At 59.6% G+C, this 16,826-nt stretch carries 13 protein-coding genes and 6 pseudogenes; 10 read left to right on the forward strand and 9 right to left on the reverse strand.

Annotation, left to right across the window (positions count from 1 at the left end):
• Positions 1–876 (forward strand): annotated as a pseudogene (locus tag X733_RS01000000166725) (IS256 family transposase); the annotation flags it as partial.
• Between the two features lie 1,032 nt (positions 877–1,908).
• Here X733_RS01000000166725 and X733_RS01000000166730 read toward each other — a convergent pair.
• From X733_RS01000000166730 to X733_RS138605, 7 genes and pseudogenes are all read right to left on the reverse strand, one after another.
• Positions 1,909–2,305 (reverse strand): annotated as a pseudogene (locus X733_RS01000000166730) (FAD-binding protein); the annotation flags it as partial.
• A 64-nt stretch (positions 2,306–2,369) separates the two neighbouring features.
• Positions 2,370–3,032: an aldolase/citrate lyase family protein gene (locus X733_RS1000000167355; protein ID WP_081740765.1), complete on the reverse strand. Its 663-nt coding sequence runs from the start codon at positions 3,030–3,032 to the stop codon at positions 2,370–2,372.
• A gap of 60 nt (positions 3,033–3,092) precedes the next feature.
• The gene (locus X733_RS1000000168820) at positions 3,093–3,809 is read right to left on the reverse strand and encodes a recombinase family protein (protein WP_348625880.1); all 717 of its coding nucleotides are present in this window, start codon (positions 3,807–3,809) and stop codon (positions 3,093–3,095) included.
• Positions 3,810–4,183: 374 nt separating this feature from the next.
• A pseudogene (locus X733_RS1000000171060) lies at positions 4,184–4,874 on the reverse strand (IS5 family transposase); the annotation flags it as partial.
• Positions 4,875–5,234: 360 nt separating this feature from the next.
• Positions 5,235–6,344 (reverse strand): porin, encoded by a 1,110-nt coding sequence (locus X733_RS138615; protein ID WP_023820102.1) that lies wholly within the window; start codon positions 6,342–6,344, stop codon positions 5,235–5,237.
• A complete protein-coding gene (locus X733_RS138610; protein ID WP_023820103.1) occupies positions 6,341–6,535 on the reverse strand; it encodes a hypothetical protein in 195 nt (64 codons plus the stop codon). Before X733_RS138610 ends, X733_RS138615 begins: the two co-directional genes overlap by 4 nt.
• A 202-nt stretch (positions 6,536–6,737) precedes the next feature.
• Positions 6,738–7,436 carry a hypothetical protein gene (locus X733_RS138605; RefSeq protein WP_245274539.1) on the reverse strand — a complete coding sequence of 233 codons (699 nt, stop codon included), beginning with the start codon at positions 7,434–7,436 and terminating at the stop codon, positions 6,738–6,740.
• 82 nt (positions 7,437–7,518) lie between these two features.
• On the opposite strand from X733_RS138605, the pseudogene X733_RS1000000169895 reads away from it, so the two are divergent.
• Positions 7,519–7,614, forward strand: a pseudogene (locus X733_RS1000000169895) (IS5/IS1182 family transposase); the annotation flags it as partial.
• Positions 7,615–7,791: 177 nt separating this feature from the next.
• Here X733_RS1000000169895 and X733_RS138600 read toward each other — a convergent pair.
• Positions 7,792–8,058: pseudogene (locus X733_RS138600) on the reverse strand (3-keto-5-aminohexanoate cleavage protein); the annotation flags it as partial.
• Between the two features lie 296 nt (positions 8,059–8,354).
• Here X733_RS138600 and X733_RS01000000166745 point away from each other — a divergent pair.
• From X733_RS01000000166745 to X733_RS138585, 5 genes are all read left to right on the forward strand, one after another.
• Entirely contained in the window at positions 8,355–8,999 is a 645-nt protein-coding gene (locus X733_RS01000000166745) for a M81 family metallopeptidase (protein WP_280790567.1), read from the forward strand.
• Positions 8,986–9,498: a M81 family metallopeptidase gene (locus X733_RS1000000171355; RefSeq protein ID WP_023820108.1), complete on the forward strand. Its 513-nt coding sequence runs from the start codon at positions 8,986–8,988 to the stop codon at positions 9,496–9,498. Before X733_RS01000000166745 ends, X733_RS1000000171355 begins: the two co-directional genes overlap by 14 nt.
• 197 nt (positions 9,499–9,695) lie before the next feature.
• Positions 9,696–10,160: a hypothetical protein gene (locus X733_RS138595; RefSeq protein ID WP_155924284.1), complete on the forward strand. Its 465-nt coding sequence runs from the start codon at positions 9,696–9,698 to the stop codon at positions 10,158–10,160.
• Positions 10,161–10,363: 203 nt separating this feature from the next.
• Positions 10,364–10,921 (forward strand): hypothetical protein, encoded by a 558-nt coding sequence (locus X733_RS1000000169900; protein WP_155924285.1) that lies wholly within the window; start codon positions 10,364–10,366, stop codon positions 10,919–10,921.
• Positions 10,922–11,048: 127 nt separating this feature from the next.
• Positions 11,049–11,480 (forward strand): PaaI family thioesterase, encoded by a 432-nt coding sequence (locus X733_RS138585; protein ID WP_023820113.1) that lies wholly within the window; start codon positions 11,049–11,051, stop codon positions 11,478–11,480.
• A gap of 53 nt (positions 11,481–11,533) precedes the next feature.
• Here X733_RS138585 and X733_RS01000000166750 read toward each other — a convergent pair.
• Positions 11,534–12,524: pseudogene (locus tag X733_RS01000000166750) on the reverse strand (IS481 family transposase).
• Here X733_RS01000000166750 and X733_RS0135930 point away from each other — a divergent pair.
• The 3 genes from X733_RS0135930 to X733_RS138575 all read left to right on the forward strand — a co-directional run bounded on the left by X733_RS0135930 (position 12,507) and on the right by X733_RS138575 (position 16,796).
• Positions 12,507–12,758 carry a hypothetical protein gene (locus X733_RS0135930; RefSeq protein ID WP_155924286.1) on the forward strand — a complete coding sequence of 84 codons (252 nt, stop codon included), beginning with the start codon at positions 12,507–12,509 and terminating at the stop codon, positions 12,756–12,758. The pseudogene X733_RS01000000166750 and the gene X733_RS0135930 sit on opposite strands and share 18 nt — an antisense overlap.
• 299 nt (positions 12,759–13,057) lie before the next feature.
• Positions 13,058–15,109 (forward strand): hydantoinase/oxoprolinase family protein, encoded by a 2,052-nt coding sequence (locus tag X733_RS138580; protein WP_023820116.1) that lies wholly within the window; start codon positions 13,058–13,060, stop codon positions 15,107–15,109.
• Positions 15,102–16,796, forward strand: coding sequence for a hydantoinase B/oxoprolinase family protein (locus X733_RS138575; protein WP_023820117.1), 1,695 nt, complete (start codon positions 15,102–15,104; stop codon positions 16,794–16,796). The genes X733_RS138580 and X733_RS138575 overlap by 8 nt, the downstream gene beginning before the upstream one ends.
• Positions 16,797–16,826: the final 30 nt, after the last annotated feature.

The raw sequence follows: 16,826 nt of genomic DNA on the forward strand, positions 1-16,826 counted from the left end.
TGTGACGCGGGTCGGCAAGCTCGAGCTGCGGGTTCCGCAGGACCGGGCCGGGCGCTTCTCCACCGAGCTGTTCGAGCGCTACCAGCGTTCCGAGCGGGCCTTGGTGGCGACACTGGCGGAGATGTATGTGCAGGGCGTGTCGACCCGCAAGGTGAAGGCGATCACGGAAGAACTGTGCGGCCATGCCTTCTCGGCCTCGTCGATCTCGGCCATCAACAAGCGGCTGGACGAGAGCCTCGCTGCCTTTGCCAGGCGCCCCCTTCAAGAGCCGTTTCCTTACCTCATCCTCGANAGAAGGTGCGTGAAGCCGGTGTTGTCATGAGCCAGGCGGTGCTGATCGCGGTCGGTATCGACTGGGACGGAAGGCGCCAGATCCTGGCCGTGGAGATGGCCAATCGCGAGAGCCGCTCGGCCTGGAGGGACTTCCTCGTCGGCCTCAAGTCGCGCGGCCTCAAGGGCGTCGAGTTGGTTGTGTCCGACGATCACGCCGGCCTGGTGGCAGCGATCGGCGAGGTGATCCCCGAAGCCGCCTGGCAACGCTGCTACGTGCACTTCCTCAGGAACGCGCTCGATCATCTGCCGAGGAAGCACGGCGACGACTGCCTGCAGGAANATCTGCCGAGGAAGAACGGCGACGACTGCCTGCAGGAATTGCGCTGGCTCTACGACCGGCGCGATCTCGCAGAGGCCAGGGCTGATCTTGCCGCATGGCTTGCCAAATGGTCGGCACGCTATCCGCGCCTGACAGGCTGGGCCGAGGATGCCATCGAACAAACCCTGACCTTCTTCAGGCTGCCGAGACAGCACCACAAGCATCTCAAATCCACCAACATGCTGGAGCGGCTCAACGAGGAAATCCGCCGGCGCACCTATGTCNGAAGCTCGCTCTGCGCCAAGCCGCATGACCAGCATCATGGCTGCCCCATTTTGCAAAACTTGACGCACACAACCACAGCATCTCGCGCCATTGCCTGGGCCAAAATGGCGGGAAATGCAGGGCCCGCACCTGTTAATCCCGTGAAATATTCCAGATCGAGCTCGGAACGCAACTCGTCAACTTCGCCCCAGGCTGAAAGAATGCGATCGGCAACGCCCCGGTCCTCGTCTGAAAGATTCGGCCGCGCGGCCCATGGCGTGTAGGACTGCCTGATTTCTGCAGCAGCATTCGGCAAGGATTGGACGACGCGATCCGTTCCAAGCTGATGGGAAAGCGTCGCCAAGTTGATCCCGGCCATAACGGAAATCACGAGCTTTCCTTCGATCGCGATGTCAACCGACCGAAAATGGGGTGGTTGGACCGAAGCGATGATGATCGAGGCCTTCTCGGCGAGCAGTTTGTTGTCCAGCGTCCACATTGAGCCCGGCAAAATATCGGGTCTTTTGCCTCGAAAGGAAAGGATCAAGTCCGCTGGTTCGGCTACCCCCGCATCAAGAAGACCCTGCGCCAACGCCGAGCCCAACCACCCCGACGCCCCGATGATACCAATCTTTGACATTCGATCTCCTCGAACGCACGCGCTCGACCTAATATAAGGTGATCAGCGCCTAGCTCTGACGTGACGCTGCTGGTTTCGATAGGAGATAGAAGCAACGTCTCTCGAGAGACCGTCCGTCGATGGAGCCCGGTGCCGGCAGAACCGGGGATCGATTATAGTTTCCATCCCACTTCCATACCCTCGTACACTGCTTCTTCTCAGGTCCGAGCCATTTGGCAGTCGCCGATCATATAGAATTCTCTATCACTTCCCTCGAACTTGTCCGCCAGTTCGTCATTTGGGTCGCCGCCTTGCGTCAGGACTGGGTATCGATGCCCTCGATCAGCATCGGGTCACCACTCACGATATGCTGCAGGTCGAATTCCATGCTTCTCGCGTTCGGGGAGTTCCGCTGCCATCAACGCTATACGCATCAAAACGCCTTCTGCAATTCTGGCAGCGCTTCGAAGAGGTCCGCAACGAGGCCGTAGTCTGCCACCTGGAGATCGGGGCCTCCTCGTCCTTGTTGATCGCGACGATGACCTTCGAGTCTTTCATTCCGGCCTATGCTAGGTGGCGCCCGAGATGCCACAGGCGATGTAGAGCAGCGGGGCAACCACCTTGCCCGTCTGCCCGACCTGCCAGTCGTTCGGGGCATAGCCCGCATCAACGGCAGCGCGGCTTACGCCAACGGCCGCACCGAGCTTGTCGTCGACCGGGAGGATCACATCCTGGAACTTTTCAGAAGAGCCGAGCGCACGGCCGTCCGAGATGATGATCTTTGCCCACGTCAATCCGGGTCGATCGGATGAGGACAGCGCGTCAGAAACGTGTGTCAAGACTGGAAGAAAGAGCTACTGTCGAGATTTCATGTGACAACGTCTTCGGATCTCCTCATTGTGTCTGTTCCTGGTTCCCCCCGCGGCTCCGTCGCAGGACGAGATGCGCCCTTGCGATGACCGGCGCGTCGATCATCTGCCCTTCCACGGCTCGCGTGCCGCCGTCGGCGGCCGCCTCGACGACGCGGCGAGCCCACTCGACTTCCGATGCGCCGGGCAGGAAATGTTCGAGAACGGCGCTCGGCTGCGAGGGATGGATGCAAAGCTTGCCGCCGGCGCCGCAAGCGACTGCCGTCAGGCATTCCGCCCTCAGCACAGCCGCGTCCCCGATCTTGAAGGCAGGGCCGTCGAGCGGCGGCGCGATGCCGCCGGCGCGGCTGGCGACCGCAAGCCGGCACAGGATGTGCCGTGTCATTTCGGCCGACACGGGCATGCCCATGTCGAGAAAAAAGTCGGCCGGTCCGAAAGCCAGTTGCGACACCTGCGGATGCCGGGCAATTCCCTGCGCGCCCTCGAGGCCCGCGGCGGTCTCGATCTGCGCGATCAGCATGACGGGATAAGGAAAGCCGACTGCGATGCGGTCGAGCTCGCTTGCGTCCTCGATCTTGGGGACGCAGAGTGCATCAAGCCGAGCGCACGCATAGCATCCAGGTCGGCTTCGTGCCAGCGCGTGTCTTCCGCATTGATGCGCACGAATGCCGGGACGGATAGCGCTCACGCCGCGCTGAGGTTCATGCGAACTTCGTCCTTAAGACTGTCGGGCACAGCGTCCTCGAGATCAACGATCACCGCGTCGGCACCCGAGACGGCGGCCTTGACGAAGCGCTCGGGCCGGCTGGCTGGCACAAACAGCGGGGCTGTGACTGGGGGCTCCTGCCCGCGTCTGGCAGCCCATCTGCTTGAGCCGCCGGCACACCTCCCGCAGGCTCATGCGATCCAGGCCGACCCATGCGAAGATCAGACGAACAATGTGCGCCCTCCGCCTCCACCAACCTCGAAGCGTGCCACGCCGCCACCTTGGTTCCGGCTCACATAGCGGTAGCCAAAGGGCGCACCCGTCAGAGCGCTGACGGAGCCGGAACGGGCCGCATGACGACGACCGCGACGGCTCCGCTCGAGGATCTTGGAGCAAAAGATCATCTTCGGCCGTGCCACCAATGGGGCGGTTCAGGAAGACGATCTCCACACCGGCACGACGGAACTCGTCGATCAGCAGCGCCTGATGGGCGTAGCGGCGGGCGAGCCGATCGGGAGCATGGACGTAGAGACGCTCGACGTGGCCACTGGCAACCGCATCCCTCAGCCGCTCCAGCGCCGGGCGAAGCAGAATCGAACCACTGTAGCCGTCATCCAGATAGCTGTGACCTGGCTCAAGCACGAAGCCATCGGCGGCAATGCGTTCCTGCAACGCTATGACCTGACTGGCGATCGTGTTGTCGCGCGTCTGGGCCTCGCTGGATACCCGTGCATAGAGCGCGCATCGCATCTCGGTCATTGCTCACCTCCCGATCGCGCCATAACTTCCTTCACCTTCGATGAGCGGCCCGGAGGACCGTCCGGCCGCTGGCTTGTGCGCCATATCATCGGCACAAGGCGGGCATAGGCCTCGAGCAGATGTTGGGGCCGGTTCTTGTCGCTTCGAACGACGTGCACGCGCAGCACAGGGCGATCCTTGCGCCGGACCATGTGCGCCTCCATCGGCCAGCTCGCAGCTGGGCCGCCGATGGCGCATTAAATCCTGTGGTGGCTCTGATTCACCCGCGACAAATCGACTCGCACTCCGACTGCGAGTCTCAACAAGCTGCCGCTTACGGCTTGGACGCTCGATGCGCACCGACCACTCAAAGGCAAACTTGGCAACATTGTACAGCGGTTCACGACCCATCGTCGTGGCAGCACCACAAAGCCCTTGGCCGTGTCGGCGCGCTTGATGATTTCGATGGTCCATGTGCCGAGATTGGCCAGAGCCTGCGATTCTCCGGCATAGCCACCGTCGGCGAACAGATGGCCCAACCAGGGATAAAGCCTTCGAATGGAGGCGATGACGCCGACTGCCCCATCCCTGTCCTGGATGTCGGCCGTGTGCACCGTCAGCCCGACCAAGTGTCCCTCGGTGTCGGTAATGATATGGCGCTTCGGCCTTTGACCTTCACCGGCGTCGTAACCACGCAAACCGGCAACGTCCGTGGTCTTTGCCGATTGGCTGTCGATGACGCCGGCGCTCGGGCTCGCTTCGCGACCAAGCGCCAGGCGTGCCGCAGCCACCAAATAGGAAGTTGATGCTCTTCCACAGCCCGTCGTCCCGCCAGGCATAGAAATAGCGTTGAACCGTCGAAATCGGCGGGAACCGGTCCGGCAATGCCCGCCACTGGCAGCCGGTTCAGGCGATGTAGAGGAGCGCGTCCACGACCGCTCGAAGTTCTGTCGTCCGCGGTCGTCTCGTCGTCTTCGTTCCCGGCAGGAACGGCTCGATCAATGCCCATTCCTTGTCCGTCGACGCGTTTGCATCTCGCTGTCCCGCGCGGCAATATCGCCGACGGGTGGTCTCCGTCCAACCGATGTCTTGATCCCGTTCAAGTCTAAACAACTCAAGCGAATCACAATGGACGGGGCCACTCAACCGCTTCCACGCCCAAAACCAAATTTCGGGTGAGGCTCTGACAGCAGGTCGTCGCTACACTACGGCAATCCTTTCGATTCAGTCAGAATGCTCGACGCTCTAAAGTGAAGGGCGCCCTGGTCAAGGGCGCCCTTCACATCGGCGGCGGGCTTCGATCCCGGAGGTGCGGACCTAAGCACTTTGGAAGGAGCCGCCGACGAATCCTTTTTGGGTAACCCGCTGAGCCAACACCGGCTGTACGAGCGAGTCCAGCGCACGCAAACGTATGCGGCGGGCGCTATGGGGTAATGCTTCGATTCGTCAGAACGAGCGCTGGAAGCGGAGGATGCCGCCGACAGCGTTGCTCTTGCCAGCGGGGATGCCGGTCCAGTTGTAACCGTTTCTGTCGTGGTCGTTATGAGCCCAGTCAACTTCGGCCGTGATCGTGAGACCCGGGACGATCTTGTAGGCAACGTTCGCCGCAAGGCCAAACTCTTTGGCTTCATCATACGAGAGCTGGAGGTTGAATTCAGTCTTCTCGTTCAAGGTGTAGGTGGCGCCACCCCACACTGCCCAGTTGCCGCCCCACTGCTTGTAGAAGCCGCGGTCGCCGGCAGGGATCGCATAGGTCGGGTCGTCGAGATTGTCGTTGGTGCCGTAGCCCGCCATGACGAACAGCGCCAGCGCCTCGGTCGCATTCACGTCCAAGCGAACCTTGCCGGCCACCTCTTCGTAGTTGCTGTCATAAGCAACGACGCCGGTGATGGCGCCCCAACCCTGCGTGTACTTCACGCCGCCGACGACATGCGGAACGTAGCTGTCGATCGTGCCGACCGTGCCAGAGCCTTCTTCGAGAGAGAGTACTGCCGAGAAGCCATTGCCGGCGTCGAAGTAGTACTGCACGACATTGGTGTCGAAATCGCCATAAGGAACTAGCGTATCGTTGATGACGTTGCCAGCGTAGCCGATGAACGTATCGAACGCTGATTCGTCCTTACCAACGCGCAGTCCACCCAGTTGAATCCAGGCGAAGTTCAGCGTACTGCTGTTACTGCCGTCGGAATAGTTGAACTTGGTTTCAGTGTAGGTCTTCAAGGTGCCGAGTTCTGTTTCCTGACCAGTCCAGGTCCTCAGCGAGAGGCGGGCCTTCTTGTGCCAGGTATCGTTGATGCTGCCGTCCTCATGGTCGACAGCACGACGGCCGTTGTACGAACCTTCCTGGCCAGCCGAAGCATCCCAGCGGACATAGCCACCGATGCGCAGGCAGGTTTCGGTGCCAGGGATATAGAAATAGCCAGCGCCATAGACGTCGCAGATCTTGACGTACTCAGCTGGTTCCGGCTCGGCGACGGTGACGGCATCGGCCGCGCGGGCGCCGGTGACCGCGGCCAAGGCGGCAGCGGAGCCGAGAAGAAGGCTCTTGATGTTCATTTTGATCTCCAGTCAAAGATTAAAAAAAGGGTCAGGGCATCATTGCTGAAAGACAGCATCCCCTCCCATTCCCCACGATCGAAAAAGATGCGCATTGCGCTGCTTCTTCGCAGTTTGACGCTATCTGTCACATCGAATAATTCAAGGTATACAGCACGAATCGCGCCGTTACGTGCAATAACCGTTGCCATTATGTCACGGAATTTGAATATATATGGCACAATTGGTGCGAACGGTACAAATAACGCAATCGGTACAACTGACACAATAAACGAAATACGAGCTCTCGACATAGGGCAACGCGCGCGTCGCTCTATATGGCTCTCGCGGGTTCACGCCGGGTCTAACCAATTGCCGGTGCATTGTTTTGCAGTGAGCTTCGTCAGTCGGGCTTCATGTCGAGGAAAAATCCCGTGCGGCCAAGATGACTTCTGCAGCCAGATCCTGTTTGAGCATTTCAATGGGAATGCGGCCGTCAAGCCGGGCTGAGGGGCGGGTCAGCCAGAGCCACGCCGGTCTGGGATTGGCGATCAAGGAGAGCACCTGTTGTATCCCCGGCGCAGGCCTGCCGTCGATGAATTGAGCCAAGGGGAAGACATGCTTGCGGGCGCCTTTGCGCAACGCGACTACATCGTTGTGCCGTTGCCACCGATGCAGTGTCGATCGCGGTATGCCGAAGCGTTGTTCCAGATAGGTTGGCCCTGCAACCTGACCCGCCCAGTCTTCGATGCGCACGCATTCGCTTTGCTGATTTCGCGCTTGTAGGACGGTGCCCCCACGTCTGCCCTCGGCTCGCGCCGCGAGCGGAGCCGCTTCATCGGCGGTCTCATTGGAACGACCCACTGCTTCGGCTGCGAGCCTGCGAACAAATTCGGACGCCAGGGCGGTCAAATCGTCATGAATGGTTTGTTGGGGCGGCCCAGAAAGTAAATCGGTGGCAGCAGTATTGCCCGTCCCGATGCGCGATGCGATTGAACTGCGTTCCTTCATAACCTCCTGGTGCTGAGCCAGAACGCGCTGGACCTCTTTTGCAACCAAGCTTGAAAGCTCGTCCTGGCGAGGCTCATTTCCAAAATCAAATGATTTTATCACGGTGTGGCTCCCCTGCCGCGTATGAGTCCGCTTGATTCCCTGCGCGATCGAATTGTGATTATGGGCTATTTATGTGGGCACAATGATCTTCGAGGCCATCCGCAAGCGCTGGCCATGGATCAAGTATCTCTTCGCCGACGGCGGCTACGATCGCATGCAATTGCTGGAACAAGCTGCCCTCTCTACTGATCAACACATGCCGCTCGACTGTTGGTACCGTTGGCGCCTTCTGCATGTCAAAAAACTTCCCTCAAGTCTGCCAACACTCCGGTCATGCTGAAGGAAAGGGCCGCGCAAGTCCTAGCCTTCTAAGACCCTGCCAGTGCAGCCATTTGGCCAACTCCAAGTGTCCAGTGGCGGTGAAGTTGATGACCACGTCGACGCCCGATCTCTTGATCAAATTCAGAACCTCTTCGTAGAGATGCAAATCACGCGCGGCTTTGCCGGTTTCGGGGTTGCGTACATGGATATGCACGATGGCTGCGCCCGCGTTGGCCGCTTCAATCGATGCGTCGGCGATCTGTCGCGGTGTTACAGGCACGTTGACGGACTTGCCAGCGGTGTCACCGGCGCCTGTCACCGCACAAGTGATGAATACGTCACGGCTTGGGTTGAGCCCCATTTTCCCTACTCCTATTTTGATCGGCTGATCTGCCGCAAGCTTCTGTTGTCGTGATCGACAGGCTCTGGCGCACTGAAACCTGCTCTGTTCCAGAACCGAGTGGCGCACGAGAACTTTGCCATCCAACGTGGGACTCGGACTGCGCAGAAAACATCGCTGGCCGCCATGGAATTTCAGAATCACCTTGATCTTTGATCAAATACAGGTTAGCTCTCTCTCTGGCAATAAAAAAATGGCCACGTCGCAGCCGACTGCCGCGCATGAGGGGTACCAAGATGATAAAGGGAGTTGATCGCATGTCTCTTAAAGTATTCGCCGCGACCATCATGCACGAGAGCCATACCTTCAGCATAACGCCGACCACTCTGGATAACTTTCGGAACTGCGAATATCTTGAGGGTGACGCGATAGACGGGGCGATGCGAGGAACGCGCAGCGAATGGGGTGCGGTACTCGATCTTGCCGACGAGTTCGGCTGGAATCTTGTGGCCCCGCTCTTCGCCTATGGTGAGCCCGCGGGCAAGGTCACGGACCACGCCTTCGATCACATGATGGGAATCATCACCCGCGCGCTCGAACGGGCGATGCCCGTGCACGGCGTAATACTGCCGCTGCACGGCGCCATGGTCACCGAGAGCCACGACGACGCCGAGGGGGAGATCCTCCGGCAAGTACGGTCGATCGTCGGGCGCGAAGTGCCCATCGCCGTCAGCCTGGACATGCATGCGAACGCGACCGAAGACATGGCGAGTTTGGCCAACATCATCACCACCTACCGGACGACGCCGCATACCGACATGTACGAGACCGCCGAGCGTGCCGGCCGGCTGCTGCAGCGAGCCATGCTGGGTGAGATCAAGCCAAGCGTCACGCTGGCGAACCGCCCAGTCCTGACCGGGCTGGACCACGGTCGCACCATTGCCGGACATGNTGCTGGGTGAGATCAAGCCAAGCGTCACGCTGGCGAACCGCCCAGTCCTGACCGGGCTGGACCACGGTCGCACCATTGCCGGACATGGGCCAATGATCGAGATGCTGGCGAGGGTGCGCGAGGCCGAGGTCCAAACGCCGGGCGTGCTCGATATCGGCGTAAATGCCGGCTTCGACTTCGCCGACGTGCCGTTCACCGGGCCCTCGGTGCTGGTCACCGGCGATGGAGTGCGGCCGGAATACCGAGAAGTTGCCGAACGGCTGGCCGACTTCATCTGGGAGAGCCGTGGCCGCGAAACGGTCCGGCTACTCCCCATGGACGAGACCATCAGCATCGCCCGCGAGGCCGCTCCATCCGGCTCGGGTCCGTTGCTGATCGGCGACTACACCGACAATCCCGATGGCGGTGCACCTGGCGATGCCACCAATTTGATTCGCGCCCTGATCGCAGCCGGCATCAAGGGCGTTGCGGTCGGCGCCATCGCCGATTCGGACNTGCCACCAATTTGATTCGCGCCCTGATCGCAGCCGGCATCAAGGGCGTTGCGGTCGGCGCCATCGCCGATTCGGAATCGCGCGCCTTCGAGCATCGCTTAGCCTTTTCGAGCCGCCCTCTGCGCCCGACCTGGTCGAAAAAATCAACGTCATGCAGGAGGAGCTTGTAGTGCGCTCCCTTACGTGCCGGCCGGAGTTCCTGTCTGGAGGACTTGCGTGCTCTTTCGGCCGCGCCCCCAACTTCAACGGGATCACCCCCCGACGCGATCCTCCAGCTTGCCCCCGCGACGCTGCGGCCAGCCGATGCCGATTGGCAACGCGCCTGCGCCGTCGAAGTCGAGGCGTCGAATTTCCTTACGGCCGTGGAACTCGTCCGGCACTGGGCCGACTTCGCCCGTGTCGACGTGCCCGTCCAGATCATCCTCGGCGATGAGCGCCCGTGCTCGACCTGCCGCTGCTCGCCGCCTTCGGCCGGTCGATGGCAGTGCTTCGGCTTCTCCGTGATTGTCTGTCCGGCGACCAACCATTTCATGCAGCTCCAGCAGCCCGCGTGGTGCGCCCCTCGGTTGGCTGCATTCGCCAACAGCAACAGCAAGGCCTCCCGCGATGCCGATGCTGCAAATAATGACAAGGGGCCGAACGCTGAAACAACGCGCGGAAGTGCCATCGGCTTTTGAATCACACCAATACGACAGCCTCATCGACGCATTGCGCTATTGGGCTGAGAGAGCCTCAGATGCGATGGCCGTCGCCAACGATGCCTTCGGCTTCAACTACCCCGATGCGGTGATGGTGCCGGGAAAATACCAGAAGCGGCCGAGCCGCCCTTCGTTCCCGGCCGTGACCGCGCCGGCACAATGCTCGCCGTCGGCGAGGGCGTGTGGACTTCAAGGTCGGCGATCCGGTTCTCGCCCAGGTGTTTTCCGGCGACTTCGCGGATCAGGTCGACGCTGCGGCCGGTGCTACAGTATTCAACGCCGTCTTCGTCGCGGTCTCGATCCGGTCGGACGTCAAGGCGGGCCACCGGGTGGTGGCCAAGGGCGCGACCGGCAGCGTCGGCGCCGCGGCGGTGGAGCTTGCGCCAATCTCGACGCCCATGCGGTCGACATGGTCTCCTCTGAGGAGAAGGAGGAACTGGTGCCCTGCTCTGATGGGAAGGCGATCGTCATTGCCGCGCATGACGGATCAAAGATGGACGCTTCCCAAGCGCAGGTGCGCCGCGCCTGGGGCGGCGGCGACCGCGGGGCGTATGTCGTCATCGACATGGTGCGCAGCGCGTTGTTTCGGGGGCTTGACCGCGCGGGCTCGGCTTTGCGGGCAAGCTCGTCATGGTCTGCTTCGCCTCGGGCGACATCCCAGCCGCCAGGCCAACCATCGGCTCTACGAGAACCTGACCGTAATGGGTGCGCCGCTCAACATCTATTTCGATGGGCACTAAAGCGGATGCGCAGCGGGGCCAATGTCGCCGCGGTCCTGCCCTTCGACGGGCTCATCCACGGTCTTCAAGATATCCCCAACTGCAAAGTCACCGGCAAGTTGGTGGTGAAGACTGAGACGGCCATATAATGCAGGCGCCGGATTTCACGCAACTGTGCTTCCGCCCGTTTCGCGAGGATGATGCTCTTCTGACATCGCTCGGTACGGTCTGCGTCGCCTCGAACGAAACCGGTCTCGTCCTTCGGCTGGACAGCGGCCCGACCGCCGTCAATCCCGGCGGCTTCGTCCATGGCGGTGCGACGGCGGCGCTGTTCGATGTCGCGCTCTACGAGGCCGCGAAGGCGGCGTTCGCTGCGGAAGCCGTGACCAGCGCGCTCGATGTGAAGTTCCTCGCGGCCGGCAATGCGAAATCCCCGGTCTATGTTGTCGCGCAGAGCGTCAAGGCCGGGCGCATAATGGCGACCTGTACCGGCTCCGCCTTCCAGGACGGCAGGATGATTGCCTGCGCCACCGGACAGTTCGTGAGAGCGGCCGCCCCTCCGTCTCCAACGTCGCCATGAAGGACAACCGATGACCGCTCTCGTCTTCGAGCAGGTGCTTGAACGACCTCCCGCTAGATGTTTGGTCCCGGGATTTGATGGAGCGGATCGACGCTAAACCGCTCGGGCTGTGATGCCCATGCCTTGCAGATGAACTCGTAGGGCGTGAGCCCTTAAGGGTCTTGAGCCTGCGGGCAAAGTTGTAGGCTGCGACGAAGTCAGCAAGGTGCCTGCGGAATTGGTCATGGCTCTCGTAGTAGAAGCGCTTGACGGTGGCATCCTTGATAGTCCGGTTCATTCTTTCGACCTGACCGTTGGTCCAGGGGTGCCTGGCCTTGGTAGTTCGGTGCTCGATGTCGTTTCTGGCGCAGGCGTATTCGAAGGCATGGGCGCGGAAGAGTTCTCCGTTGGCGATGGCCTCCCTGATGAGCGGCACAGCCGAGCCGCCGGCGCCCGGCTTGGTGAACTAGATGCCGTTGTCGGTGAGCACGGTGTGGATTCTGTAGGGGACGGCTGCGATCAGCCGCAGCAGGAACTCTCTCGATACGGCGGTAGTGGCCTTTTCATGCAGTGCGACGAGGCGAACTTGGACGTGCGGTCGATAGCGACGAACATGTGGAGCTTGCCCTGTTCGGTTCGCACTTCGGCAATGTCGATGTGGAAGTAGCCGATCGGGTAGCTCTTGAACCTCCTCTTTTCCGGCTTGTCGCCTTCAACATCCGGCAGGAGACCGATGCCATGGCGCTGCAAGCAGCGATGCAATGAAGATCGCGTCAGATGCGGGATCATCGGCTGCAGCGCATAGAGGCAGTCATCAAGCGGCAGCAGCGTGTAGCGTCGGAAGGCGACGATGACCGCCTCCTCCTCGACGGAGAGCACGGTCGATCGCGGGTCCCTCGGGCCGGTCGGCAGATCGGTGACCGAGATTCGCGTCTCCCACTTCGCGACTGTCTTCTGATTGATCCCATAGCGCTTGGCCAGCGCTCTCAGGCTCTCTTGACTATGCTGTATCGCTCGACGGACCGCCTCTGTCGTCGTGGCGCTCCCATGGAGAACTTGGCCCATAGTGCCTCCCTTGATTCGGAGCTCAAGGATGCTCCATCAAAGCCCGGGATCAAACATCTGGGCGTACTGCTCTTCCTAGTCGCCACCGGCCTGACGTTGATCTTCGGCGTCCTGGACTTCGTCAATTCCAGCCACGGCTCGCTTCATACTGGGGGCCTATTCGCGCTCACCTTCCAGACCCTTACCGACAGCTTCTTTCTCGCGGCGGTCTTTGCCGGGCAGTCGTCTGTGTGATCGGGCTGCTCTTCGAACTGGCGCTGGTGCGCCGCTTTTGGGAGCGAAGCCATCTCGACCAATGCTGATCACTTAAGGCCTGATCCTCCCCGCCAACGTGGCCGTCAGCATCCGATTAACTTGCAGATTCACTGACAGCCTTCCAAAACCCTCCGAAAGACGCGTGCACCCACTTTTTAAGCGCGGTCAGACTAGCGGCGTTGTTCAATTCGGACGAACAGAAAAGTTTCTCTTGCAACGTATCCAGTTTGGATACTTAATGCCCAAAGTTTCGGTTCAACCCCGGTTATGTAGAAGCAATGGAAAATTGGATTGTGGGCTGCGATGTCGGTGGGACGTTCACCGACTTCAGCGCGAAAGATGTCTCAAGCGGACGAACGGTGATTCATAAGCGAGCGTCAACGCCAGACGATCCGTCTCGCGCCGTCCTGCATGGTCTTAAGGAGCTTACTGAGAGGCATGGGATCTCACCCAATCAGATCAGCCGTTTCGCTCACGGCACCACGGTGGCAACCAACGCGCTTCTACAACGGAAGGGTGCTCGTGTTGCCGTAGTCACCACTCGCGGTTTTCGAGATCTGCTGGAGATTGGACGTCAGACACGTCCGCTTATCTACGACCTTCAGGTCGACGCTCCTCCAGCACTGGCAGAACGACATCTTCGTTTCGAGGTTGACGAGCGCATCGGAGCGACGGGACAAATTATTACGCCGCTGACAGATGCCGCTATCGACAAATTGGTCCACCAAATTGGTGCTGAAAAGGACATCGAGGCAATCGCCGTCTGCCTCATCTTTTCGTTCTTGAATAACGAGCATGAGCTTAGACTTGCCGCAACTCTGCGAAATGCGTTTCCAAACATCTTCGTATCGGTTTCCGCTGAGGTTCAGCCTGAATTTCGCGAGTATGAAAGGTTCTCGACGACCCTCATCAACGCTTTTCTACAGCCAGAAGTCTCTCGCTACATGGAGCGGCTTCAATCAGAGGTACGGACCGTAGCGCCCAACGCTGAATTTGGAATATTCCAGTCAAGTGGGGGGCTGATGTCGGTGGAACGTGCCGCACAGCTTCCGGTTCGCACAGCCCTGTCTGGCCCTGCTGCCGGTGCCGTCGGAGCTTCGGGCGCGGGCGCCCTGTCTTCCATTACCGATGTTATAACGCTGGACATTGGCGGCACAAGCACTGACGTTTGCCTGATCCGAGACGGGAAGACAGCCCTTGCTAACACGCGGGATATTTCCGGGTTCCGTATCCGCCTGCCCATGGTTGATATTCACACCGTTGGAGCTGGGGGCGGATCTATTGCTCAGATTGGCCCGGATGGCCTGATGAAAGTAGGTCCCGAGAGTGCGGGGGCAGTGCCAGGTCCGGCGTGCTATGGGCGAGGGGGCACTTTGCCTACCGTTTCCGACGCGAATGTACTTCTCGGTCGGTTGCCGAAGGAACTGGCAGGCGGCGGCCTAACCATTGACAAAGACCGCGCTCAGGCCGCGATCAAACCGATAGCAGACGCCCTTGGCGTGAGCCTGGAAAAGGCTGCGATGGGCATTATCGGTATTGCAACCGCAAACATGACCCGGGCAATCCGCGTAGTTTCCGTTGAAAAAGGTTACGATCCTCGTCGCTTTGCTCTCATGCCTTTCGGTGGCGCTGGTGGTTTGCATGCCGCGGACGTCGCCCGTGCTCTCGGCATGAAAACGATTATCGTGCCACGAGCTCCCGGAATCCTCTGCGCCGAAGGACTGATTGTCGCGGATTTGCAAGAGGACTTTGTTGCCAATTGTAGAGCCGCAGTCGGAAGCGATCTCACTTTTGTCCAAAGTATCGTCAACGATCTCAATTTAGCGGCGGGCAAATGGTTTAGGACAGAGGCGGCTGGTGCGGAGGCACGCCAGGTAATCCTGACCTTTGACATGCGTTATCTAGGTCAAAACTATGAACTCTCAGTGGAGGTTTACAACGGCGCGCAAGAACCGACCTGCCCCGATACAGAGGTCCTACGAGCTGCTTTTTTCGAAGAGTATCTTCGCAATTATGGACATTGTGACAAAGATGCCCCGATCGAAATGATCAATGTACGGCTGCGAGCCTTGGCACGCCTGAGTCAAGCTGACACTACTGTCGTGCCGCCTAGCGAGGAGCCCTTGCCCTTCCAGCATGTTGATGTCTGGTTCTCGCCACAAAACCCCGAACGCACGCCGTTGTACAACCGCAATACAATGCCGGTCGGCACAGTGATAGCCGGGCCCGCCATAATCACACAGCTTGATACTACAACAGTCGTCCTGCCCGACGCGAGCATCCGCGTCGACGAAGCTTTGAATCTCATCATGGAACTTTCAGATGTCTGACTTTAAGATCGACCCCATTACGCTCGAGATAACATGGAACGGGCTGAAATCGATTGCTGATGAATGCTTCATCACCATCATGCGCAGCGCGTTCTCCTCCAACGTTAAGGAACGCCACGACCATTCAACGGCGATTGCTGATGCAAAAGGTCGGTTGATTGTCCAAGCTGAAATGTCGCTTCCGGTCCATCTTGCTTCGATGGGGGGGATGATGAAGGAAATCATGGCGCTGTACGGCGATGATATCGCGCCAGGAGACCTTTTCATCGCGAATGATCCCCATGTGGCAGGCGGCACGCACCTTCCAGATATCAATATGGCCGCGCCTGTTTACGACGGCAACCACCTCATTGGATTTGTTGCCAATATCATTCACCATGCTGATGTCGGAGGGGCAGCCGTCGGCTCAATGTCGGGTGGTCTCGACGAAATTTACAAGGAAGGACTGCGTATTCCGGTAGTACGTCTTTACCGCCGTGGAGAGCGGGTCGATGATGTGATGCGTCTTCTCCTCCTAAACATGCGGTTGCCCGACGAACGTCGCGGTGATCTTAATGCGCAAATTTCCGCTTGCCGGCTTGGCGAACGGCGTCTGCTTGACTTGGTCACCGATATCGGCAGCGAGAAGCTTCGTCAGATATTTGACGCGATCGTATCACGCACCCAGCTTCGCATGCGCAGAGCGATTGCCGCCCTTCCCGATGGTTCATACAGCTTCACTGATTTTATGGACGACGATGGAATTGCTACCAAAGACATCAAGATCGTGCTGACGGTCGAGAAATTCGGTGAGCGGATAAAATTCGATTTCACGGGAACCGATCCCCAGGTCAAAGGAAATTTCAATCTCACATATAACGCAACGCAGTCTGCAATCTGTTACTCTTTGAAGGCACTGCTAGACAGTGAGGTGCCGACAAATCAGGGCATCTTTGATGCTATTGACATCGTTGCGCCTGAAGGAAGTTTTGTTAACTGCGTTGCCCCCGCAGCGGTCGCAATGCGAGCGAACTCCTGCCAGCGTGTCGTCGATTGTGTGCTCGGGGCGTTAGCTCCTGTGGTGCCGGAAAAGGTCATTGGTGCCGCAAATGGGGCAAACACGTCTGCTGTATTTACAGGAACTGATCCTCGCACCGGAAAAATGTATGTCTACCTCGAAACGTTAGGTGGGGGAATGGGTGCCCGAGCGACGCGAGACGGCAAAGATGGAGTCCAAGTCCACATAACCAACACGTCGAATCTGCCCGTTGAAGCCATTGAGCTCGAGTATCCGCTGCGGGTCGAGGAATATTCTTTACTCGCGGACACGGGGGGCGCGGGTCGCCAAAGGGGCGGTATGGGCATCCGGCGCATTATAAAACCTGTCGGCCACGACTGCGAGTTTAATGGTGTCGGAGAGAGATTTCGCCATCAACCGTGGGGTGTATTCGGAGGATCCTCAGGGGCGGCTGGCGCGTTCTTTATCGTGGGGCCCGATGGCGCTCGCGAAAAGCTCGACTCGAAGGCAAGTAAAATCCAGCTGAATGCGGGTTCAAGCGCGGTGATAGAAACTCCGGGTGCCGGCGGATATGGCGCGCCCGCAGAGCGATTGGTCGCGTCAATCATTGCCGACGTGAAAGCGGGCAAAGTCAGTGAGCAGGCCGCCACTCGTGATTATGTGCAATTCATCGACGAGCCCCCCCTTTAAAAGGTCACGGTTAATGCCGCCGAGACCAGT

The organism is Mesorhizobium sp. L2C066B000 (assembly GCF_000502335.1).
GTDB lineage: Bacteria > Pseudomonadota > Alphaproteobacteria > Rhizobiales > Rhizobiaceae > Mesorhizobium.

Bases quoted from the DNA above. Each gene is read 5' to 3' on its own strand.
- X733_RS138580 (WP_023820116.1), top strand. From the start codon at position 13,058: ATGGAAAATTGGATTGTGGGCTGCGATGTCGGTGGGACGTTCACCGAC.
- X733_RS0135930 (WP_155924286.1), top strand. From the start codon at position 12,507: ATGGAGAACTTGGCCCATAGTGCCTCCCTTGATTCGGAGCTCAAGGAT.
- X733_RS138585 (WP_023820113.1), top strand. From the start codon at position 11,049: ATGCAGGCGCCGGATTTCACGCAACTGTGCTTCCGCCCGTTTCGCGAG.
- X733_RS138615 (WP_023820102.1), bottom strand. From the start codon at position 6,344: ATGAACATCAAGAGCCTTCTTCTCGGCTCCGCTGCCGCCTTGGCCGCG.
- X733_RS138610 (WP_023820103.1), bottom strand. From the start codon at position 6,535: ATGGCAACGGTTATTGCACGTAACGGCGCGATTCGTGCTGTATACCTT.
- X733_RS138575 (WP_023820117.1), top strand. From the start codon at position 15,102: ATGTCTGACTTTAAGATCGACCCCATTACGCTCGAGATAACATGGAAC.
- X733_RS1000000168820 (WP_348625880.1), bottom strand. From the start codon at position 3,809: ATGACCGAGATGCGATGCGCGCTCTATGCACGGGTATCCAGCGAGGCC.